This is a genomic window from Streptomyces sp. PL-29 (assembly GCF_058344425.1).
Window position 1 is genome coordinate 6,029,915 of sequence record NZ_CP136996.1, and the last position, 19,902, is coordinate 6,049,816.

12 protein-coding genes are annotated in these 19,902 nt (G+C 75.7%); all 12 read right to left on the bottom strand.

Annotated elements, in window-relative coordinates; all coding sequences use genetic code 11:
• Positions 1 to 18: 18 nt before the first annotated feature.
• Positions 19 to 7,902: an amino acid adenylation domain-containing protein gene (locus R4Z63_RS27600; protein WP_384447573.1), complete on the bottom strand. Its 7,884-nt coding sequence runs from the start codon at positions 7,900 to 7,902 to the stop codon at positions 19 to 21.
• An 83-nt stretch (positions 7,903 to 7,985) separates the two neighbouring features.
• Positions 7,986 to 9,713 carry a condensation domain-containing protein gene (locus R4Z63_RS27605; RefSeq protein ID WP_384447576.1) on the bottom strand — a complete coding sequence of 576 codons (1,728 nt, stop codon included), beginning with the start codon at positions 9,711 to 9,713 and terminating at the stop codon, positions 7,986 to 7,988.
• 50 nt (positions 9,714 to 9,763) lie between these two features.
• The gene (locus R4Z63_RS27610; RefSeq protein ID WP_384447579.1) at positions 9,764 to 11,290 is read right to left on the bottom strand and encodes an AMP-binding protein; all 1,527 of its coding nucleotides are present in this window, start codon (positions 11,288 to 11,290) and stop codon (positions 9,764 to 9,766) included.
• A gap of 61 nt (positions 11,291 to 11,351) precedes the next feature.
• A complete protein-coding gene (locus R4Z63_RS27615; protein WP_384447582.1) occupies positions 11,352 to 12,662 on the bottom strand; it encodes an aminotransferase-like domain-containing protein in 1,311 nt (436 codons plus the stop codon).
• On the bottom strand, positions 12,659 to 13,765 hold the full coding sequence (locus R4Z63_RS27620; RefSeq protein WP_384447585.1) for an alpha-hydroxy acid oxidase: 1,107 nt from the start codon (positions 13,763 to 13,765) through the stop codon (positions 12,659 to 12,661). Before R4Z63_RS27620 ends, R4Z63_RS27615 begins: the two co-directional genes overlap by 4 nt.
• Entirely contained in the window at positions 13,762 to 14,844 is a 1,083-nt protein-coding gene (gene hppD / locus R4Z63_RS27625; protein ID WP_384447588.1) for a 4-hydroxyphenylpyruvate dioxygenase, read from the bottom strand. The genes R4Z63_RS27620 and hppD overlap by 4 nt, the downstream gene beginning before the upstream one ends.
• Positions 14,841 to 15,659, bottom strand: coding sequence for a thioesterase II family protein (locus R4Z63_RS27630; RefSeq protein WP_063890540.1), 819 nt, complete (start codon positions 15,657 to 15,659; stop codon positions 14,841 to 14,843). Before R4Z63_RS27630 ends, hppD begins: the two co-directional genes overlap by 4 nt.
• Positions 15,656 to 17,440, bottom strand: a complete 1,785-nt coding sequence (locus tag R4Z63_RS27635; protein ID WP_384447592.1) for a non-ribosomal peptide synthetase — start codon at positions 17,438 to 17,440, stop codon at positions 15,656 to 15,658. The genes R4Z63_RS27630 and R4Z63_RS27635 overlap by 4 nt, the downstream gene beginning before the upstream one ends.
• Entirely contained in the window at positions 17,433 to 18,494 is a 1,062-nt protein-coding gene (locus R4Z63_RS27640) for a TauD/TfdA family dioxygenase (protein WP_384447595.1), read from the bottom strand. The genes R4Z63_RS27635 and R4Z63_RS27640 overlap by 8 nt, the downstream gene beginning before the upstream one ends.
• Complete coding sequence (gene ddaH, locus R4Z63_RS27645) at positions 18,491 to 19,339, bottom strand: dimethylargininase (protein ID WP_384447598.1); 849 nt, start codon at positions 19,337 to 19,339, stop codon at positions 18,491 to 18,493. Before ddaH ends, R4Z63_RS27640 begins: the two co-directional genes overlap by 4 nt.
• A 4-nt stretch (positions 19,340 to 19,343) precedes the next feature.
• Positions 19,344 to 19,556 (bottom strand): MbtH family protein, encoded by a 213-nt coding sequence (locus tag R4Z63_RS27650; protein ID WP_037916083.1) that lies wholly within the window; start codon positions 19,554 to 19,556, stop codon positions 19,344 to 19,346.
• Positions 19,557 to 19,567: 11 nt separating this feature from the next.
• A complete protein-coding gene (locus R4Z63_RS27655; protein WP_384447601.1) occupies positions 19,568 to 19,894 on the bottom strand; it encodes a hypothetical protein in 327 nt (108 codons plus the stop codon).
• Positions 19,895 to 19,902 lie beyond the last annotated feature (8 nt).

The window sequence follows — 19,902 nt, forward strand, 5'->3', positions numbered from 1 at the left end:
CGGGGGCGGGGAGTCGGCTCAGGCATCGGCGGTGCGCCGGAGCGTGGGACGGGCCTTCGGCGCGTCGGTGAGCAGGGCGGCGGTGCGGGCCGGGGTCGGGTGCTGGAAGAGCTGGCGGATCTTCAGCTCCCGGCCGAGATCGGCCCGGATCCGGCTGATCAGCCGGGTGACGAGGAGGGAGTGGCCGCCCAGGGCGAAGAAGTTGTCGTCCGGGCCGACCTCGTTCCGGCCCAGGACCTCGGCGTACAGGGCGCGGACACGGTCCTCGGCGCTGCCGCCCGGGTCCTCGGCCGGCTCGGGCGCGGCGGGGGCGGCCGTGTGCGGAGCCGGGCCGTCGACCGATCCGACCGCCCGGTCCGGGGCGGCCGCGAGACCGCGCAGCACCAGGGCCAGGTCCGCCGCCAGCCGTTCCACGCTCGTCCGGTCGAACAGCTCGCTGGCGTAAGTGAGTTCGCCGGTGAGGCCCAGCGGGGTGCCGTCGGCGGCGCGCCGCTCCCCGAGGTCCACGCCGAGGTCGAACTTGGACACCGCCCACTCGACAGGGTGCGGCCGGGCCGTGAGGCCCGTCAGGCGGGGCAGGGCGGGCGGCTCGTTCTGGACCTGGAGCAGCACCTGGAAGAGCGGGTGCCGGGCGAGGGACCGCTCCGGGTTCACCCCCAGGACGACCTGCTCGAAGGGCACCTCCTGGTGGGCGTAGGCGGCGAGGTCGGTCTCCCGCACCCGCTCCAGGAGGTCGGTGAAGGTCGGGTCGCCGGAGAGGTCGGTGCGCAGGACGAGGGTGTTGACGAAGAAGCCGACGAGGTCGTCGAGTGCTTCGTCCGTGCGGCCGGCGACGACGGTTCCGATGGGGATGTCGGTGCCGGCTCCGAGGCGGGACAGGAGGACGGACAGGCCGGCTTGGAGGACCATGAAGAGGGTGCAGCCGTGCTGCCGGGCCAGTTCGAGCAGTCGTCCGTGCAGCTGCGCGTCCAGCTCCAGGGGGACCGAGCCGCCCGCGAAGCTCGCCACGTCCGGGCGGGGCCGGTCGTAGGGCAGGGCGAGCTCGGCCGGGGTGCCGGCCAGTTCCTCGACCCAGAATTCGAGCTGGCGGGTGATCAGCGCGTCCGGGGCGCCCGGCGTGCCGAGCACGGACCGCTGCCAGACGGTGTGGTCCCGGTACTGCACGGGCAGCGGCTCGAAGGCGGGCGCCGTGCCCGCGCACCGGGCGGCGTAGGCGGTGGCCAGGTCGGCCAGCAGCGGCCCCCAGGACCAGCCGTCGGTGGCGATGTGGTGCACCACGAGCACGAGCACCCACTCCTGTCGCCCCAGCTCCAGCAACCGGGCCCGCAGCGGGAGTTCGACCGCGATGTCGAACCGGTGCCCCGTCACCTCCCGGACCGCGTCCGCGACGGCACCGGCCTCCGTGACCGCGAGGACCTCCAGCGGCACCTCGGAGGCCGCGCCCTCCAGCAGCCGGACCACCGGCTCGCCCCCGCACTCGTCGAAGACGGTCCGCAGCACCTCGTGCCGGGCCACCACGTCGCCCAGCGCCGCACGCAGCGCCGGCGCGTCCAGCGGACCGCTCAACCGGTAGGCGAAGGGCACGTTGTGGTGGCCGGACGGGCCCTCTGCCTGATGCGCGAACCACAGGCGGTGCTGCGCCGGGGACAGCGGCGCGCCCTGCCCCGGCTCCGCACGGCGCAGCGGCGGCCGCGCCCGGTCGGCGCTCCCGGCCAGCTCCGCGAGGGCGGCCACGGTCTGCGCGCGGAAGACGTCGCGCAGCGCCAGCTCGACCCCGAGGGCCGTACGGATCCGGCTGACCAGCCGGGTCGCCAGCAGCGAGTGGCCGCCCAGGTCGAAGAAGCCGGCGTCGGCGGCGACCGCGTCGAGGCCGAGCACCTCGGCGAAGAGCCCGGCCAGGATCTCCTCCCGGGGGGTACGGGGGGCACGTCCGCCGGAAGCGGGCAGCGCGGGCTCGGGCAGGGCCCGGTAGTCCACCTTGCCGTTGGGGGTCAGCGGCAGCGCGTCCAGGACCAGGACGTACGAGGGCAGCATGTAGTCCGGCAGCAGCCGCTCCAGCCGGCGTCGCACCGCGGGCCCGGACACCTCCCCGACCACGTAACCGGCCAGCCGCTTCTCACCGTCCGCGGCGGCCCGTACGGCGACCACGGCCTGGCGGACCCCCGGGCATGCGGCCAGCGCGGCCTCGACCTCACCGGGCTCCACGCGGAAGCCGCGGACCTTCACCTGCTCGTCGGACCGGCCGAGGAACTCCAACAGCCCGTCGGCCCGCCACCGGGCGCGGTCGCCGGTGCGGTACATGCGGGTGGCGGGCGCGCCGAACGGATCGGCGACGAACCGCTCGGCGGTGGCCGCGGGCCGCCGCTGGTAGCCGCGCGCGACTCCGGCACCGGCCAGGTACAGCTCGCCCGGGGTGCCCGGCGGCACCAGCCGCAGCCGCTCGTCCAGCACGTACGCACGGGTCCCGTCCAGGGGGCGGCCGATCGGCACCGGGCCGTCGGCGTCCGAGGCGCCGGCGATCAGGTGGCTGGTCGCGCACAGGGTCGCCTCGGTGGGCCCGTACAGGTGGCGGACCACGGTGTCCGGGCAGGCGGCCAGCACGGCCCGGACCGCGGCGGGGCTGACGACGTCGCCGCCGGTCAGCACCTCGCGGACGCCGGCCAGCAGGCCCGGGTCCTCCTCGGCGACCACGCGGAACAGACCGGCCGTCAGGTGCACGGCGGTGACGCCCGCCCCGCGGATCAGGGCGCCCAGCGCGGCGGCCGTGGGCTCGCCCTCGGGGGCGACGACGACCTGCCAACCCGACAGCAGCGCCACCCACAGCTCGTAGTCGGCGATGTCGAACGCGTGCGGCGCGTGGAACAGGACGCGCTCGGCACCCCGGGTGTGCCAGCCCCGGTCGGCCACCAGGGCCAGGACGTCCCGGTGGGTGACGGCGACGCCCTTGGGCTCGCCGGTCGAGCCCGAGGTGTGCATCAGGTAGGCGAGCTGCCCGGGCGGGCACGACGCGGCCGTGAACTCCGCGTCCCGCGCGTCCGCCCCGGCGGTGTCCGCCGCCGTGACCAGGACCGTGCGGGCGCACTCCAGGCCGAGCGGGGCGAAGGCCTCGTCGACCAGCAGGACGGAGCAGCCCGCATCGGACAGGATCCTCTGCATGCGCGCGGCCGGGTACCCGGTGTGCAGCGGCACGTACGCCCCGCCCGCCTTCAGGACGGCCAGCATCGCGACGACGACCTCGGGGGAGCGGGCCATCAGCACGCCGACCGGGGTCTCGGTGCCGACCCCGTACCCGGCCAGCCGCCGGGCCAGCCGGTCCGCCCGCCGGTCCAGCTCCCCGTACGTGATCTCGTCCGGGCCCGAGAAGAGGGCCACCGCGTCCGGGTGCAGGCGGGCCCGGCGGGAAAACTCCTCGTGCACGGAGCCCGCCGCGGCCTGCTGCGGCCCCTCCGGCAGCCAGCCGCCGAGCAGCTGCCCGCGCTCCTGCTCCAGCAGGACCTCCAGTGCCGAGATCGGACCGCGCGGCGCCCGCACCGCCGCCTGCAGGACCGCCCGCAGCCGCTCCACGAGGGCGCGGACGGTGGCCTCGTCGAACAGGCCCGTACGGTATTTGGCGACGGCGCGCAGGCCCTCGCCCGGCGAGCCCGCCTCGGTGAACTGCAGCGCCAGCTCGAACTCGGCCTCCGGTACGTCGACCTCCTCGGCTTCCGCGGTCAGCCCGGGGAGGTCGAGAGCGGCCGTTCCGGTCGCCGGGCGCATCGCCAGCGCCACCTGGAACAGCGGGTGGTGGGAGAGGGAGCGGCGCGGGTTGACGGCCTCGACGACCTGCTCGAAGGGGACGTCCTGATGGGCGAAGGCGGCCAGGTCGGTGTCCCGGACCCGCTCCAGGAGTTCGGCGAAGGTCGGATCGCCGGAGACATCGGTGCGCAGGACCAGGGTGTTGACGAAGAAGCCGACCAGCTCGTCCAGGGCCTCGTCGGTGCGGCCCGCGACGACCGTCCCGATCGGCACGTCGGTGCCCGCCCCGAGCCGGGACAGCACCACCGCCAGAGCCGACTGGAGCACCATGAAGACGGTGCACCCGTGCGCCCGGGCCAGCGCCGCCAGCTGCGCGGTCAGCGCCGCGTCCAGATCGAAGCCGAAGGCGGCGCCCGCCGGGTCGGCGACCGCGGGCCGGGGACGGTCGGTGGGCAGCGCGGGCTCCTCGGGCAGCCCGGCCAGCACGGTGCGCCAGTGGGCCAGCTGCTCCTCGGCTACGTCGTCCAGCAGGGCGCGCTGCCACAGGGTGTAGTCCGCGTACTGCACGGCCAGCGGGGCTCGCCGGCCCGAACCCGCGCCGGTACGGGCCGCGTAGGCGTGCGCCAGGTCGTCCAGCAGCGGCCCCCAGGACTCGCCGTCGGTGGCGATGTGGTGCAGGGCCAGCACCAGGGTGTGCTCCCGCGGCCCGCAGGCCAGCAGCGCGGCCCGCAGCGGGGCCTGCGCCGCCAGGTCGAAGGGGCGGCCCGCGACCTCGGCGACCAGGGCGGCCGTCCCGGCGCCGCCGCTCGCATCGAGGACCTCCAGGGCCGGTGGGGCCGGGGGCAGGACGACCTGGCGGGGCTCGCCGTCGACGTCCGGGTGGATGGTGCGCAGGATCTCGTGCCGCTCGGCCAGGTCGGCCAGCGCCCCGCGCAGCGCCGCCACGTCCAGCCGACCGTCGAGCCGGAGGGCGACCGCGCTGTGGTAGGCCGGGTTCGACCCTTCGAGCCGGTCCAGGAACCACACCCGGCGCTGCGCCGGGGAGAGCGGCAGCCGCTCCGGGCGCGCCTGCGGCCGCAACGCGGGACGGGCCCGGTCCGCGCCGTCGACCAGCGCGGCGAGTGCGGCCGGCGTGCGGGCGGTGAACACCTCACGGATGCCCAATTCTGCGCCGAACGCCCCGCGCACCTGCGCCACCAGCCGCATCGCCAGCAGGGAATGGCCGCCCAGCTCGAAGAAGTCGTCGTCGGCGCCCACCTCGGGCAGGCCCAGCACCGACGCGAACAGACCCGTCAGGATGCGCTCCCGCTCGGTGCGGCCGCCGCGGCCGCCGGTGCGCAGGGCGGGGGCCGGCAGGGCCCGCCGGTCGAGCTTGCCGTTCGGCGTCACCGGCAGCTCGTCCAGCACGACCACGGCCGGGACCATGTGCTCGGGCAGCGCGGCGGCGAGCTCGCCGCGCACCCCGGCGGGGGTCGGCGCGGTGCCCGGGCGGGGCACCACGTACGCCACGAGCCGGGGATCGCCCGGGCGATCCTCGCGGACGACGACCGCCGCGTGCGAGACGCCGGTGCAGCCCGCGGCGGCGTTGCGGACCTCGCCCGGTTCGATGCGGAAGCCGCGGATCTTGACCTGGTCGTCGGTGCGGCCCAGGTACTCCAGGACGCCGTCGGCCCGCCAGCGCACCAGGTCGCCCGTGCGGTACATGCGGTCCCCCGGCTCGAAGGGGCAGGCCACGAACCGGTCGGCGGTGAGCCCGGGCCGGCCCAGGTAGCCGCGGGCCAGCTGCACACCGGCCAGGTACAGCTCGCCGGCGGTGCCGGGCGCCACCGGGGCGAGCCGGCCGTCCAAGACGTAGGTACGGGTGTTGGCGGCGGGCCGTCCGATCGGGACGGTGGCGTCCCCGGCCCGGCAGGGCCAGAGCGTGACGTCGACCGCGGCCTCGGTCGGGCCGTACAGGTTGTGCAGTTCCGCGCCGGGCAGGACCCGGAAGAAGGCGTCCTGGGTGTGCGGGGGCAGTGCCTCGCCACTGGCGATCACCCGGCGCAGCGAGCGGGCACCCGCCGCGGCGGGCTCCCGCAGGAACACGTCGAGCATGGACGGCACGAAGTGCGTGGTGGTGACGGACTCCCGGGCGATCAGGTCGGCCAGGTAGGCGGGGTCCTGGTGGCCGCCGGGCTTCGCGACCACGAGCGTCGCCCCGGTCAGCAGCGGCCAGAAGAACTCCCACACCGAGACGTCGAAACCGCTCGGCGTCTTCTGCAGCACCCGGTCCCCGGCCCCCAGCCCGTACTCCCGCTGCATCCACGCCAGCCGGTTGACGATGGCCCGGTGCGGGACCAGCGCGCCCTTGGGGCGGCCGGTGGAACCGGAGGTGAAGATCGCGTACGCCGGGTGGTCGGGCAGGACCACCGGCCGCGGTGCGCGGTCCGCCGCGGGGAGTGGGGCGTCCAGCCGCAGCGTGGGCGTTCCCGGCGCCTCCCATCCGGTGCTCAGCACCAGCGCCGGGGCGGCGTCAGCCATGATCTGGAGGTTGCGCTCCTCGGGCTGGCCCGGGTCGACGGGCAGGTAGGCGGCGCCCGCCTTCAGCACCCCGCACAGGGCGACCATCAGGTCGAGGGAGCGCGGCACGGCGACCGCGACCAGGCTCTCCGGTCCGATCCCGAGGGACGCGAGCACGTCCGCGAGGCGGCCCGCCCGCTCGTCCAACGCCCGGTAGGTCAGGGACTCGCCCTCGAAGACGACGGCGGTGGCGTCCGGGGTCCGGGCGGCCTGCTCCGCGAGCAGCGCGGCCAGCGTCGACTCCGGGAGGGCGGCCGCGGTGTCGTTCCACTCGGCCAGGACCCGGTGGCGCTCGGCCGCTGTCAGCGCGTCCAGGACCGCCACCGGCGCGTCCGGGTCGGCCGTCCACCGCTCCAGCAGCCGCACCAGCCGCTCGCCCAGCTCCCGCACCCGCTCGGTGCCGACGAGCCCGGGGTGGTGGCTCAGCCGCAGCCCGAGCGCCGCGCCCGGCTCGACCACCAGGGTGAGCGGGAAGTGCGTGGTGTCCCGGAACCGGATCCGTGCCTCCAGGCCGAAGCCGGGCAGGTCCAGTGCGTAGTCGCTCATCGGGAAGTTCTCGAAGACCAGGTTCGTGTCGAAGAGCGCGGACGGGGAACCGGCCAGCTTCTGGATCTCCGTCAGCCCCAGGTGGTCGTGGCTCGCCAGCTCGGCCCGCTCGCGCTGGAGCTCCGCGCAGACCCGGCGCAGCGGGGCGGCCGCGTCGATCCGGGCCCGCACGGGCACGGTGTTGATCAGCATGCCGATCATCCGCTCCGCACCCGGCAGTTCGGCGGGGCGGCCGCTGACCGTGAGACCGAAGACCACGTCGTCCTGCCCGGTGGCGCGGGCCATGAGCGTCGCCCAGGCCCCCTGGACCACGCTGGTCAGCAGCAGCCCGCACGCCCGGGCCCGCGCGGTCAGTGCCGCCGTCCGCTCCTCGTCCAACCGCACCACCACGTCCTCGGGGGTGGCGCCGGGGGAGACCCGGCCGGCGCCCTCCGCGATCCGGCCGGGTGCGTCGAGACCGGCCAGGGCGGTGCGCCAGGCCTCCTCGGCGGCGGGCCGGTCGCAGCCCGCGAGGTGCGCCAGGTAGTCCCGGTAGGGCCGCACCGGCTCAAGCCGGCCACCCGTGTACAGGGTGAACAGCTCGCGGAAGAGCAGCCCGAACGACCAGCCGTCCAGCAGGATGTGGTGGGCGGTCACCAGGAGCCGGTGTCGGTCGTCCGCCAGCCGCAGCAGCGTGAACCGCAGCAGCGGCGGCCGGCGGCTGTCGACGCCCTGTGCCCAGTCCTCCTCCGTCAGTTCCGCGGTCCGCACCTCGGCCGCACCGGCGGGCAGATCGCCGAGGTCGTGCTCCCGCCAGGCCGGCTCCATGTCCCGGCGCACCACCTGGACGGGATCGCCGTTCTTGCGGTGGGTGAGGATCACCCGCAGGTTGGCGTGGCGGCGCAGCAGCTCCCCGGCGGCCCGGCGCAGTCGTCCCGCGTCGAGCGTCCCGTCCAGGTCGACGGTGAACTGGGCGATGTAGAGGTGCTTGGAGTCCTCGTCGTACCCGGAGTGGAAGAGCATGCCCTCCTGCAGCGGGGAGAGGGGCAGGACGTCCTCGATGGCCGGCCGGCTGGTGTTCATGGCTGATGTCGCTTTCTGGGAGACTGTCGAAGAGCGGCGGAGGTGCGGAGGTGCGCAGGTGCGCAGGTGCGGACCGGTCGGGGTCAGAGGAGGCCGAGCGAGGCCGCGAGGTCGTCCAGTTCGTCCTGGCCGATCGCGCCGAGCGTCAGGCCGGCGGCGGGCGGGACCGTGGACGCGGCCGCGGGACCGGTGCGGTCGGCGTGGACGACGAGGGCGCCGAGCATCCGGAACCAGCCGTCGGCCAGCGCCCGGACCTCCGCCTCGTCGTGGACGCCCTCGGCCCAGGCCCAGTCGGCGTGCAGGACGGGCCCGTCCGCCGACTCCAGGACGAAGGCGTTCACCTCGACGGCGTGCGCCATCGGCATGCCGGGGCCCGGGGCGTCGAGCCGGGCCCCGTGGGCGGGCAGCAGCTGCCAGTCGGCGTCGGCCGGACCGCCCAGCCGGCCGAGGTAGTTGAAACCGATGCCCGCGGGCTCCGCCGCGGCGAGCTCCTTGCCGACGACCGGGTCGAGGTGGCGCAGCAGGCCGTACCCGATGCCCTTGCGCGGGATCGCCCGCAGCTGCTCCCGGACCCGCCGCAGCGCCTCTCCGGCGGTGGGTCCGCCGTTCTCGGCGTCCGCCGCACCCAGGCCGTCCAGGGCGAAACGGGTGGGAAAGAGGGTGGTGAACCAGCCGACCGTGCGGGAGAGGTCCGCTTCGGCGCCGATGTCCTCCCGGCCGTGGCCCTCCAGCTCCACCAGGGCCTCCGGGCCGCAGGGCCGCCACCGGGCCAGGGCCAGGGAGAGCCCGGCCAGCAGCACCTCGTTGGCGTCTGCGCCCAGCCGGTCGGCCACCGACGTCAGCAGCGGCCCGGCCGTCGCCGCGGGCAGGCTCAGGGCGAGGTGCCCGGCGCGGTCCTCGTGGTCGCGGGCCGGGTCCAGCGGGCGGCGGCCCGCGATGCCCGCACCCGGCCGCACCACACCGCGCCAGTACGCGGCTTCGGCAGCGGTCCGCTCCCCGGCCGCCTCCGCGGTGAGCAGCTCGGACCAGCGGCGGAACGAGGTGGCCACCGGTTCGAGGGCGCCGGCGGCGGCCCGCCCGGCGGCGACAGCCTCCCAGGCCCGGGCGAGGTCGCCGGTCAGCACCCGCCAGGAGATCCCGTCCACGACCACGTGGTTGACGATCAGGGCCAGCGCCCCGGGCAGCCCGGCCCCGGCGTCGAACCAGACCGCCTGCACGATCACCCCGCCGCCGGCCGAGAGCCGGTCACGGGCCGCGTGCACCTCCCGACCGACCTCCTCGGCGGTGGCCTGGCGGCCCTCCGTCGGTACCCGGCGCAGGCACGGGGCGGCGGGCACCGACCCGGCCGGGCGGGTCCGCCAGCCGGAGCCGTCCCGGATCACGCGCAGCATGTCGTGCCGGTCCAGGATTGCCTGGAGCACCTCGGCCGCGCCCTGTCCGGTCAGCCCGGCCGGGGTCCGCACCACCAGGTACTGGTAGTAGCGGTCGGCCGGCCCGCCCCGCTCGTCGAGCCAGTGCATGACCGGCGTCGGCCGGACCGGCCCGACGCCGTCGTCGTCGCCCGACCGGGCGGACCGGGCCAGCGGCCGGGCGGCGTCGGCCAGGGCCGCCACGTCCGGCAGGGTCAGCACGTCCCGGACGGTGATGCGCAGCCCGGCCCGGCGGGCCGCGCCGACCACCTGCACGGCGATGATGCTGTCACCACCGAGCCGGACGAAGCCGTCCTGCGGGCCGACCTCCCGGATTCCGAACAGGTCCGCCAGGACACCGCACAGGATCTGCTCCGCCTCGGTCACGTCGATTCCCCTCATGGTCTTCCTCGTTCTCGCTCTCCGCAGGCCCTCGGGGCCTGCGCGGGTTGTCAGACGGCGGTGCGGGCCGGGGCGAACAGCGCCCGCAGGGCGGCCCGGTCGACCTTTCCGTTGGCGGTCACCGGCAGCTCCGCCACCGGCCGGAAGTGCCGGGGCACCATGTACGCCGGCAGCTGCGCCGCGCACGCCGCGGCCAGTTCCTCGGGCCCGGGGCCGTCTGCCCCCGTCCGGGTCCACACGGCCGCGAGTCGGCGCGAGCCCGCGACCTCCACCGCCACCACCACGGCCCGGCGGACCCCCGGGACCGCGCCCAGGACCGCCTCGACCTCGCCGGGCTCGACCCGGTACCCGCTCACCTTGAGCTGGTCGTCGACCCGGGCCACGAAGTGGAAGTCCGCCCCGTCGAACCGGACGAGGTCCCCCGTGGCGTACGTACGGCGCGGGATCCCGTCGCGGTGCGGCAGGGTCCGGAAGCGGGTCGCCGTCAGCTCCGGGTCGCCCAGGTAGCCGAGGCCGACACTGCCCCCGCCGACGACCAGCTCCGCCTCCTCGCCCGCCGCGAACGGCCGCAGCCCGCCGTCCGCCTCGCGCAGCAGCTCCGCGCCGGCGACGGCGCAGCCGATCGGCGGGTGCTCGGGCCAGGAAGCGGCCTCCCGGGGGTCCAGCCGGTACTGCGTGACCACGTGGGTCTCGCTGGGCCCGTACTCGTTGACCAGCGCGACCCCGGCGGCCGCGCAGAACTCCCGCACCTCGGAGTTGACGACCAGGCGCTCGCCCGCGACCGCGATCTCCCGCAAGTCGGGCATCGCGCCCGGTTCGAACACGGCGGCCGTGGCCAGCGCGTGCAGCCCCACCACCGGCAGGAACAGCCGGGCGACCCGGTGTGCGCGGATCACGTCCATCAGCGCGAAGGGGTCCTGGCGTTCCTCGTCGGAGACCACGACCAGCGCGGCCCCGGCCAGCCAGGTGGCGACGATCTCCTCATAGCCCACGTCGAAGCCGATGGAAGCCGCCTGGAGGGTGTGCGGCGGGCGGTCGTGGGCCCAGTTCCGTACGTGCCAGTCGCCGAGCGCGGCCAGCACCGAGGACGCCACGGCCACCGACTTGGGCTCACCGGTCGATCCGGAGGTGGGAATGACGTACCCGAGGATTCCCTCGCGCAGCTCCTCCAGCGGGGCGCCGCGCAGCTCGCCGAAGGCGACCTCGGCGGGGCCGAGCCCGGTCGGCGCGGTGTGGTCGGGACGGACCAGCAGGGCGCAGTGTCGGGCGATCCGGGCGGCCCGCGGCGTGGGCATGCCCGGGTCCACGCAGACCACGCCCACCCCCGCCCGCCAGGCGCCGAGCACGGCGGCGCACCGCTCCCAGGACCGTGCGCCGTGGACGGCGACCACGTCGTCGGGTCCCAGGCCCCGGGCGGCGAGCCCGCCCGCGATGTCGGCGGAGCGGCTGTCGAGTTCGCCGTAGGTGTGGGCGACGCCGCTGTCGACGACGGCGACCGCCGCGGGGTCGCGCCGGACGGCGCGGATCAGGGTCCGGACGAGCGAATGCCGTGGTCCGTGCGCCTCGTCGGCGTGCATGGACGTCCCTTCTGGGGTGGGTGCGGGGAGGGCAGGGAGGGGTGCGGGCGGGGCGAGGGGCTCAGTCACGCGATGCCGCGCCCTGCTCGTCGACCAGCGCCGCCAGCCGGTCGAGCCCGTCCTCGATCACGGCGGGATCCAAGGAGCTGCACGAAAGCCGCAGTTGGCGCCGGGCCCGCTCGTGGTCGCTGAAGTGGCGCATCGGCGTGAAGAGCACCCCGTGCCGGACGGCGGCCTCCTCGACCAGGGCGTCCGTCACCTCGAACGGCACGTCGAGAACGACGAAGAAGCCGCCCGCGGGGGCGATCCACCACACCCCGGGCACCCCGGCGAACCGCTGGTGCAGCCCGTCCAGCAGGGCGCGCAGGTTGCGCCGGTAGACCTCGATCTGGCGGCGGTTGGCCTCCAACAGGCTGCCGTCGTGCTCCAGCAGCATGCCGCCGACCAGCGCCTGCGTCACCGGCGGGGTGTTGACGGTCAGCATGCTCTTGGCCCGGGCCAGCTCGTCGGCCAGCAGCGCCGGGCCGCCCGCCCCGGTCACCCGCTGGTCCGCGACGGCGAAGCCCACCCGGGCGCCGGGGAAGCAGGTCTTGGCCAGCGAGCCCAGGTAGACGACCCGCTGCCCGGTGTCGAGGGCCTTCAACGTCGGAGGCCGGGAGCCGACCGTCATCCGGAAGTACCCGTACGGGTTGTCCTCCAGCAGCAGTATGTCCTCCTGCTCGGCGACCTCCAGCAGCGCGCGGCGCGACTGTGTCCCCAGGGAGTGGCCGCTCGGGTTGGAGAAGTCCGGTACCAGGTACAGCGCCCGGGGCCGCTCCCCGGCCGCGCGGACCTCGCGGATCCGCTTGCGTACCTGCTCCGGACGCACCCCGCGGGGGCCCTCGGGCACCGACCGCACCGGGAGGTCCAGTAGCCGGGCCGCGCCGGTCAGCCCGACGTACGTCGGGTCCAGGGCCAGCACCACGTCCCGCGGGCCGGCCTTCAGGGCACGCAGCACGAGCCACAGCGCCTCCTGCGCGCCCACCGTGACCAGGACGGCCTCCGGGGCGCAGACGATGCCCTCGTCCCGTTCGAGGTGATGGGCGATCAGCTCGTGCACGACGCCCTTGGTGCGGCCGTACTGGAACAGCTCCCGCCGCACCCCGGCCGCGTCGTAGCCCTTGTCTGAGGTGAGGTGCTGGATGTACGTGTCGAGGTAACGGTGCAGGTCGGACGGGTCGAAGAAGTCCTCCGTCGGCCGCCCGGGGGCGAAGGAGACCGCCTCGGGGAACCGTCCCGCGATCTCGTTGAGGAAGGTCATGGACAGCAGTGCGGGGTCCGCGAGGGACGCGTGCAGATCGGCCCGGTCCAGGGCCACGGCAGCGGGGGTCACCGGGCCGCCCCCAGCGCCGTCAGCCAGGGGGCGTCGGCGGGGGTGCCGCAGCCCGACAGCTCCATGGCGGAGCGCAGTTCGGCAGCCACCAGCTCCAGCACCCGGGACACGCCCGCCGCGCCGTCCGCAGCCAGACCCCACAGGACGGGCCGGCCCAGCAGCACCCCGTCCGCGCCGAGCGCCAGGGCCTTGAGGACATCGGTACCGCTGCGGATCCCGCTGTCCAGCAGCAGCCGGCAGGGCGGCGGGACCGCGTCCCGGACCGCGGACAGCATGTCCGCGCTGGCGACCGCGCCGTCGAGCTGGCGGCCGCCGTGGTTGGAGACGACGACGGCGTCCGCACCGGCGGCTGCCGCGGTCGCGGCGTCACCCGGATCGAGGATCCCCTTGACGATCAGGGGCAGTCCGGTCTGTTCCCGCAACCGGGCCAGGTCGTCCCAGCCCAGGGTGCGGGCGAAGGACTCGGCGGTGTGCTCCGCCACCGCGCACGTGCCGGCCCGGCGTTCGCCGGCCCGGCGGGTGGTGGCCGGGTCGAGGTGTGCGGCCGCCACGCCCGCCGGCAGGGCGAAGCCGTTGCGCAGGTCGCGCAGGCGCCGGCCCATCGAGGGGACGTCGACCGTGACCATCACCGCGGCACAGCCCGCGTGCTCGGCGCGCCGCACCAGTTCGGCGGTGAGCCCGGGGTCCCGCTGGCAGTACAGCTGGAACCAGGTGGTCCCGCCCAGCGCGGTGACCTCCTCCACCGGCACGCTGCTCAGCGTGCTCAGGGTGAACGGCACCCCGGCGGCCGCCGCCGCGCGGGCCGTGGCCAGCTCGCCCTCGGGGTGGAGCAGCCGCTGGTAGGCCATTGGCGCGACCGCCACGGGCAGGGCCGCCCGGCCGCCGGGGAGTTCGGCCGAGGTGTCGAGGGCCCCGGAACCCGACAGGACGCGGGGGACGAGGCGGATCCGGTCCAGGGCGGCCCGGTTGGCGGCCATGGTCAGCTCCTCGCCGCTGCCGCCCGCGATGAAGTCCCAGACCTCCGGCGGCAGGGCCCGGCGGGCGGGACCGGCGAAGTCCGCCAGCCGGACCGGGACCGGAGCGGTGTCGTGTCCGGCGCTCACCGCAGGACCTCTGTGGCGCCCAGCCGCTCGGCCTCGACGGCCTCGTACAGGGCCTTGATGTTGCCGTTGCCGAAGGTGCGGGCGCCGAACCGCTCGATCACCTCGTGGAAGAGGGTGCGGCGCGGATGGGTGGAGCGGGTGAAGATCTGGAAGAGCTGCCCGTCGTGGTCCTCGTCGACCAGGACGCTGGTGCGCTGGAGCTCCTGCGTGGAGTGCCGGGTCAGGTCGAGCCGGTCCGCGAGCATCGTGTAGTACGTGTCGGGGACGCTCAGGAACGTCACGCCGCGCTCGCGCAGCGCCCCGACCGCCCGGACCACGTCCCGGGAGGCGAAGGCGATGTGCTGGACCCCCGCGCCGCCGTGCTCGGCCAGGAACCGGTCGATCTGGCCCGGCTCCCGGGAGGTGTCGGGCTCGATCAGGGTCAGCGTGACCTCGCCGGAGGCGCTCTGCACCACCTTGGAGTCCATGGCCTGCGCGCCGACCCGGATGAGCTCCTGGAAGATCATGCGGAAGCCGAGGACGCGGGTGTAGAACTCCACGGTCCTGGTGAGTTCCCCGGCGGGCAGGCAGACCGCGAAGTGGTCCAACTCCTCCAGGAGTTCGCCCGCCGGGTCCGCTTCGGCGGCGTCCGGCAGCGGGGTGAAGCCCGGGGGCAGCCCGGCCGGGTCCGGCTCGACGAGGGTGTGCACGACGTCGCCGAAGCCGGCCAGCACGGCCCGGGTGCGGCCGTCGGAGTGCCGGCGCGGCACGGCCAGCGGGACCGCGCCGCGGGAGACCGCCTCGTCGAAGACGGCGGTCACGTCGGGCACGCTCAGCGCGATGTCGGCGACGCCGTCGCCGTGGGCCAGGACGTAGGCGGCGCCCGGGTGGTGCGGCGAGCGGGCCTGGGTCAGGACGAGGGAGATCCGGCCCTGGCGCAGGAGCAGGGACTCCGCGTCGGCGGACTCGGCGCGGGCGACCGCGCGGAAGCCGAAGCGGCCGGTCATCTCGGCGGCCGCCGACGCGAGGTCGGCGACGTAGGACTCGACGTGGCTGATGCCGAAGGCGGGGGAGAAGGTCATGGAGCTGCCGTTCTTCATGGGGCCGCCGTCCCTCGCGGGGCGGCGGACGTGGGGAGGACGGGGGTGGGGGCCGCAGCGGCCCCGGTCGTCAGGGAATCGATCCGAGCGGGCAGGTCCCGCCACACCTCCGGGGTGTAGAAGTGGCCGCCGGGCAGGACGTCGTGGCGGAACGGTCCGTCGGTCAGCGCCGCCCAACGTGGCGCCACGTCCTCGCCGATGACCGGGTCCGCGTCCCCGGAGAACACCTGGAGCGGGACAGCGGTCCGGGCGCCGGGGGTGTGGGTGAAGGTGTCCCGGGCGGCCAGGTCGGCCCGCATCAGCTCCACGGCCATCTCGGTCAGCTCGGGCTCGTCGAGGACGTGCCCGGGCAGCAGGCCGTGGGCGCGCATCCAGCCGAGCAACTCGTCGTCGTGCTGACCCCGGTCCAGGAACCGGTCCCGGTCGGTGACGCCGCGGTCCGGGGCGTTGCAGGCGGAGACGACCAGGGCGCGCGGCGCGGGCGCACCCGCGGCCGCGAGCCGTACGGTGACGTCGAAGGCCATCCAGCCGCCCATGCTGTGCCCGAACAGGATGTACGGGCCCTGCCCGGCCACCGCCGCGACCCCGGCGGCGGCGTCCGTCGCGAGCTCGTCCCAGGTCCGGGCGAACTCCTCGGCGAACCGCCCCTCCCGCCCCGGATAGCAGACGGCCACCAGGCCGGCGCCGTCCGGCAGGGCCGGGATCCAGTCGTGGAAGGTGGCGGTGCCGCCGCCACAGAAGCCGAGGCAGACCAGGGTGGGCGCGCCCTCCGCGGCCTCCTTCAGACGCACCGCGGTGGTGTCGAGGACGCTCACGCGAGCTCCCCGGCGGCGAGGGCGTGCACCGACCGCGCGTGCCGGGCCAGCTCTGCGAGGACGGGGAAGCGGTAGACGTCCGTGGTCCGCAGCGCGATCCCGGCGTTCTTCTTCAGCCGGGACACCACGCGCAGCGCCAGCAGCGAATGGCCGCCGAGCGCGAAGAAGTTCGCGTCCGCGTCGACGCCGTCCCGGCCGAGGACCTCGGCCCACACGCCCGCGATCAGCTCCTCCAGCGGGCCCTCGGGGGCGCGCCCGGAGGATTCCGACGCGGCCGCGGCGGCCGTCGGCAGCGGCGGCAGCGCCTCGGTGTCCACCTTGCCGTTCGGCGTCAGCGGGAGCGCGTCGAGCATGACGAGGACGGACGGGACGAAGTACGCGGGCAGGGCGGCCTCGCAGTGCCGGCGCAGCTCGGCGTCGGTCGCCCGGGCCCCGGGCGCCGGGACCCAGTACGCCGCGAGCAGGGTGTCGCCGTCCGGCCCGGTCCGGGCCACGGCGACGGCCGCCGCCACCGCCGCGTGGTCGCGCAGCCGGTCCTCCAGCTCGCCCGGCTCCACCCGGAAGCCGCGGACCTTGAGCTGCCGGTCGGTGCGGCGCAGGAACTCCAGGCCGGCGTCGGCCCGTCGGCGCACCAGGTCGCCCGTGCGGTACATCCGGCTGCCGTCGGCGGCGAAGGGGTCCGCGACGAACCGCGACGCGGTCAGGCCGGGCCGGCCGACGTAGCCGACGGCCACGCTGGGACCCGACAGGTAGAGCTCGCCGGTGGCGGCCGGCCGCAGCCGCTCGTCGAGGACGTGGGCGCGGACCCCGGGCAGCGGCTCGCCCAGGCGCGGGTCGTCGCCGGTGATCCGGGTCGCGGTGGCGTCGACGGTGCACTCGGTGGGGCCGTACAGGTTCCAGCCCTCCACGGTCGGGTCCTCGGCCAGCGCCCGCCACATCGGCGTCGGCACCGGCTCGCCGCCCAGCAGCAGCCGCAGCGGACGCCCGGGCCGCAGCCGCGGGCCGGTCAGCTGCCAGTGCGAGGGCGTGCAGTCGAGGTCGGTCACGCCGTGCGCGTCCAGCAGCGCGTCCAGCCGGGCAGGCTCCGTGCGGTCCTCGTCGTCCAGGACGACCAGGGTGTCCCCGCGGCACACACGGACCCACTGCTGCACGGACGCGTCGAAGGACAGGCTGGCGTTCCAGGCGACCACGCGGTGGCCGGACGGGTAGACGCCCCGCTCCTCCAGCCCCGCCACGAGGGCGGCGACGCTGCCGTGCGTGACCTCCACGCCCTTGGGCAGGCCGCTGGAGCCCGAGGTGTGGATGACGTAGGCGGCGGTGGCCGGGTGCCCGGCCCGGCCGGACGGCAGCGCGTCGGCCGGCACGACCGTGCCCGTGTCCGCCGGGTTCGCCGGGTCCGCCGCGGCCGTCTCCGGGTCCAGGACCGGCAGGCCCCCGGCCCACACGGCCCCGGCCCTCGCAACCACCGCACGCAGCCCGGCGTCGGCCGCAATGTGCGCGAGCCGCTCCCCGGGGTACGCCGGGTCCAGCGGGACGTAGGCCGCGCCGGCCCGCCACACCGCCAGCGGGACCGCGGCCCAACCCGTGCCGCGGGGCAGGCTCACGCCCACCCGGTCGCCCGGGCGGACACCGAACGCGCGCAGCGCCGCCGCCAGGCGGGCCGTGCGTCCGGCCAGCTCCTCGAAGGTCAGGGAACCGTCCGCGGCGTGCACCGCGGCCCGGTCGGGGAAGCACCGGACGGTCTCCATGAACCGCTCCACCAGGTTCAGAGGCTCAGCCACGGGACACCTCCGCCACGGTTCCGGCGCACGGGGCGACGGTCGGGGCGCAGTCCGCCACCGCAACCGGGTCGCCCATGGCGACGACGATCCGCCGGTCGCCGCGGAAGGGGTCACGGCCGTGCGCGGTCAGGACGTTGTCGACGATCAGCAGGTCCCCCGGCTGCCAGGCACGGCGTACGGTGGCCCCCTCGTAGGCGGCGTTGACGGCCGCCAGTTCCGCCTCGGTCAGCGGGACGCCGTCGCCCAGACCCGTGTCGAAGGGCAGCCCGTCTTGGCCGAGCTCGTCCAGCAGGACCTCACGCAGCTCCTCGTCCAGCGAGAAGCGGTTCCAGAACGCCATGTGGTTGAACCACACCTCGTCGCCGGTCCGCGGGTGGCGGACGATGCCCGGGCGCACCTGGCTGGTGCGCAGCGTGCCCGCGTCGTCGAAGGCGCAGGCGATGGCGTTCTCGGCGCAGTACGCCTCGACCTCCTCGCGGGCGCCGGCCCCGAAGGCGGATTGCCAGGCGACCGAGAGGTGCTCCGAGTAGGTGCGGGTCAGGACCCAGCCGGCGGAGCGCATCCGCTCGACCAGCGCGGCGGGGACCGAGCGCAACACCGCGCGGCAGTCGGTGACGGGGGTCGCGCCGCCCTCCTCGGGGGCGGTCAGGCAGCCGAAGAGCAGCAGGCCGGGGAAGGTCAGCGTGTAGCTGTTCTCATTGTGCGGACGGATCGCCTGCGCGGCGGGCAGGTCGGTGGAGGAGAAGACGCCCGAGCCGAAGTCGCTGCGGGGCGTGGCCTTCTCGCGGTACGGGGTGGCCCGGCGGACCAGTTCGTCGCGGACGACGGCGAAGTCGTCCACGCTGCGGACCGGCAGCCCGCTCACGTACACGGCGCCGAACCGGTCCAGTCCGGCGCGCAGTTCGGTACGGTGCTCGGCGAGCCAGTCCCGAGCTGCGGCCGCGTCGGTCAGCCCGGGGGCGCGGACGGTGGCCGGGGCGCCGGGCTCGATGAGCCAGTCGAGGACGCCGACGAAGGGGACGGCCCCGGCGGCTGCGGTGGGGTGCGGGCTCATGCGGCACCGCCCGCGGTCGGCGCCGGCGCGGCGTGACGGAGCTCCAGGGTGCAGCACTTGACGCTGCCGCCGCCCTTGAACAGCTCGGACAGGTCGACGCCGATCGGCGTGAAGCCGCGCTCGGCCAGCCGGTCGGCGAGCCCGCGGGCGGCCTCGGCGAGCAGCACGTTGCGCCCGTCGGAGAGCGCGTTCAGACCGAAGGCCTCGGCGTCCTCCTCCGTGGCCAGCAGAGCGTCCGGGTACAGCGCGCGCAGCACCGCCCGCGACTCGGCGGAGAAGGCACCGGGGAAGTACATGATCTCGTCGTCGTCGAGCACGGCGAGGGCGGTGTCCAGGTGGTAGAAGCGCGGGTCGACCAGGGTCAGGCCCACCACCGGGGCGCCGAGCACGCGCTCGGCCTCGGCGTGCGAACCCGGGTCGGTGCGGAAGCCGGTGCCCGCCAGGATCCGGGACCCGGCGACCAGGTAGTCGCCTTCGCCCTCGTTGACGTGCTCCGGGGCGACCACCTCGGCGTAGCCGTTGGCCTCGAACCAGGCCTGGTACGCGGGGGCTTCGGCGGCGCGCTCGGGGTGGCGGAAGCGGGCCATCAGGACGCGGTCGCCGAGCACGGTGGCACCGTTGGCCGAGTAGACCATGTCGGGCAGCCCCGGGAGCGGGTCGATCAGCTCGACCGTGTGCCCGAGCTCCTGGTAGAGGGCGTACAGCCGCTCCCACTGCAGGACGGCCAGGTCGGTGTCGGTCGGCTTGGCCGGGTCCATCCAGGGGTTGATGCGGTAGTCGACGGTGAAGTGGGACGGGCGGCACATCAGGTAGTGCCGGGGACGTGCGGTGCGCTGGACGGTCACGGGCTCAGACCTCCCCGAGCGCAGCGACCAGCGAGGCCGGGCGCAGATCGGTCCAGGTCACCTCGATGTGGTCCAGGCAGTCCTGGCGACCGGCCGGGCCGTGGGTGGCCGTCCAGCCGGCGGGCACCTCGATCGAGGCGGGCCACAGGGAGTGCTGGTTCTCCTGGTTGACGAGGACGAAGTAGCTGGCTTCGTCGTCCTCGAAGGGGTTGGTCACGGGTGCTCCTGTCAGGTGGTGGTGGGCGGTATCGCGCCGGGACGCGCGAGTCCGGTGGGTCCGGCGGCAAGGTGCCAGCCGTGGAAGGGGGAGGGGGGCGCCAGCGCGCGGCGGCAGATGGCCAGGGCGGCCTCCGCGGCGGTCGTCTCGGGCGTGGCCACGGTGAAGAGTCCGAGGTCCACGCCGTGCGGACCGCTCCGCACACTGATGTGCTCCAGTCGCTCCGCCGGGCGGGCCGCGCCCCACAGCAGGCGGAGCAGGCGGCCGTCGTCCGCGGGACCGGGCCCGGGCCCGGTCACGGTCACGGGCGGTACGAGGGAGACGAGGGTCAGCTCCACGCGACCGG

Coding starts and splice junctions, on each gene's coding strand:
- R4Z63_RS27640 (WP_384447595.1), bottom strand. CDS start 18,494: ATGAGCCCGCACCCCACCGCAGCCGCCGGGGCCGTCCCCTTCGTCGGC.
- R4Z63_RS27600 (WP_384447573.1), bottom strand. CDS start 7,902: ATGAACACCAGCCGGCCGGCCATCGAGGACGTCCTGCCCCTCTCCCCG.
- R4Z63_RS27605 (WP_384447576.1), bottom strand. CDS start 9,713: ATGAGGGGAATCGACGTGACCGAGGCGGAGCAGATCCTGTGCGGTGTC.
- R4Z63_RS27610 (WP_384447579.1), bottom strand. CDS start 11,290: ATGCACGCCGACGAGGCGCACGGACCACGGCATTCGCTCGTCCGGACC.
- hppD (WP_384447588.1), bottom strand. CDS start 14,844: ATGAAGAACGGCAGCTCCATGACCTTCTCCCCCGCCTTCGGCATCAGC.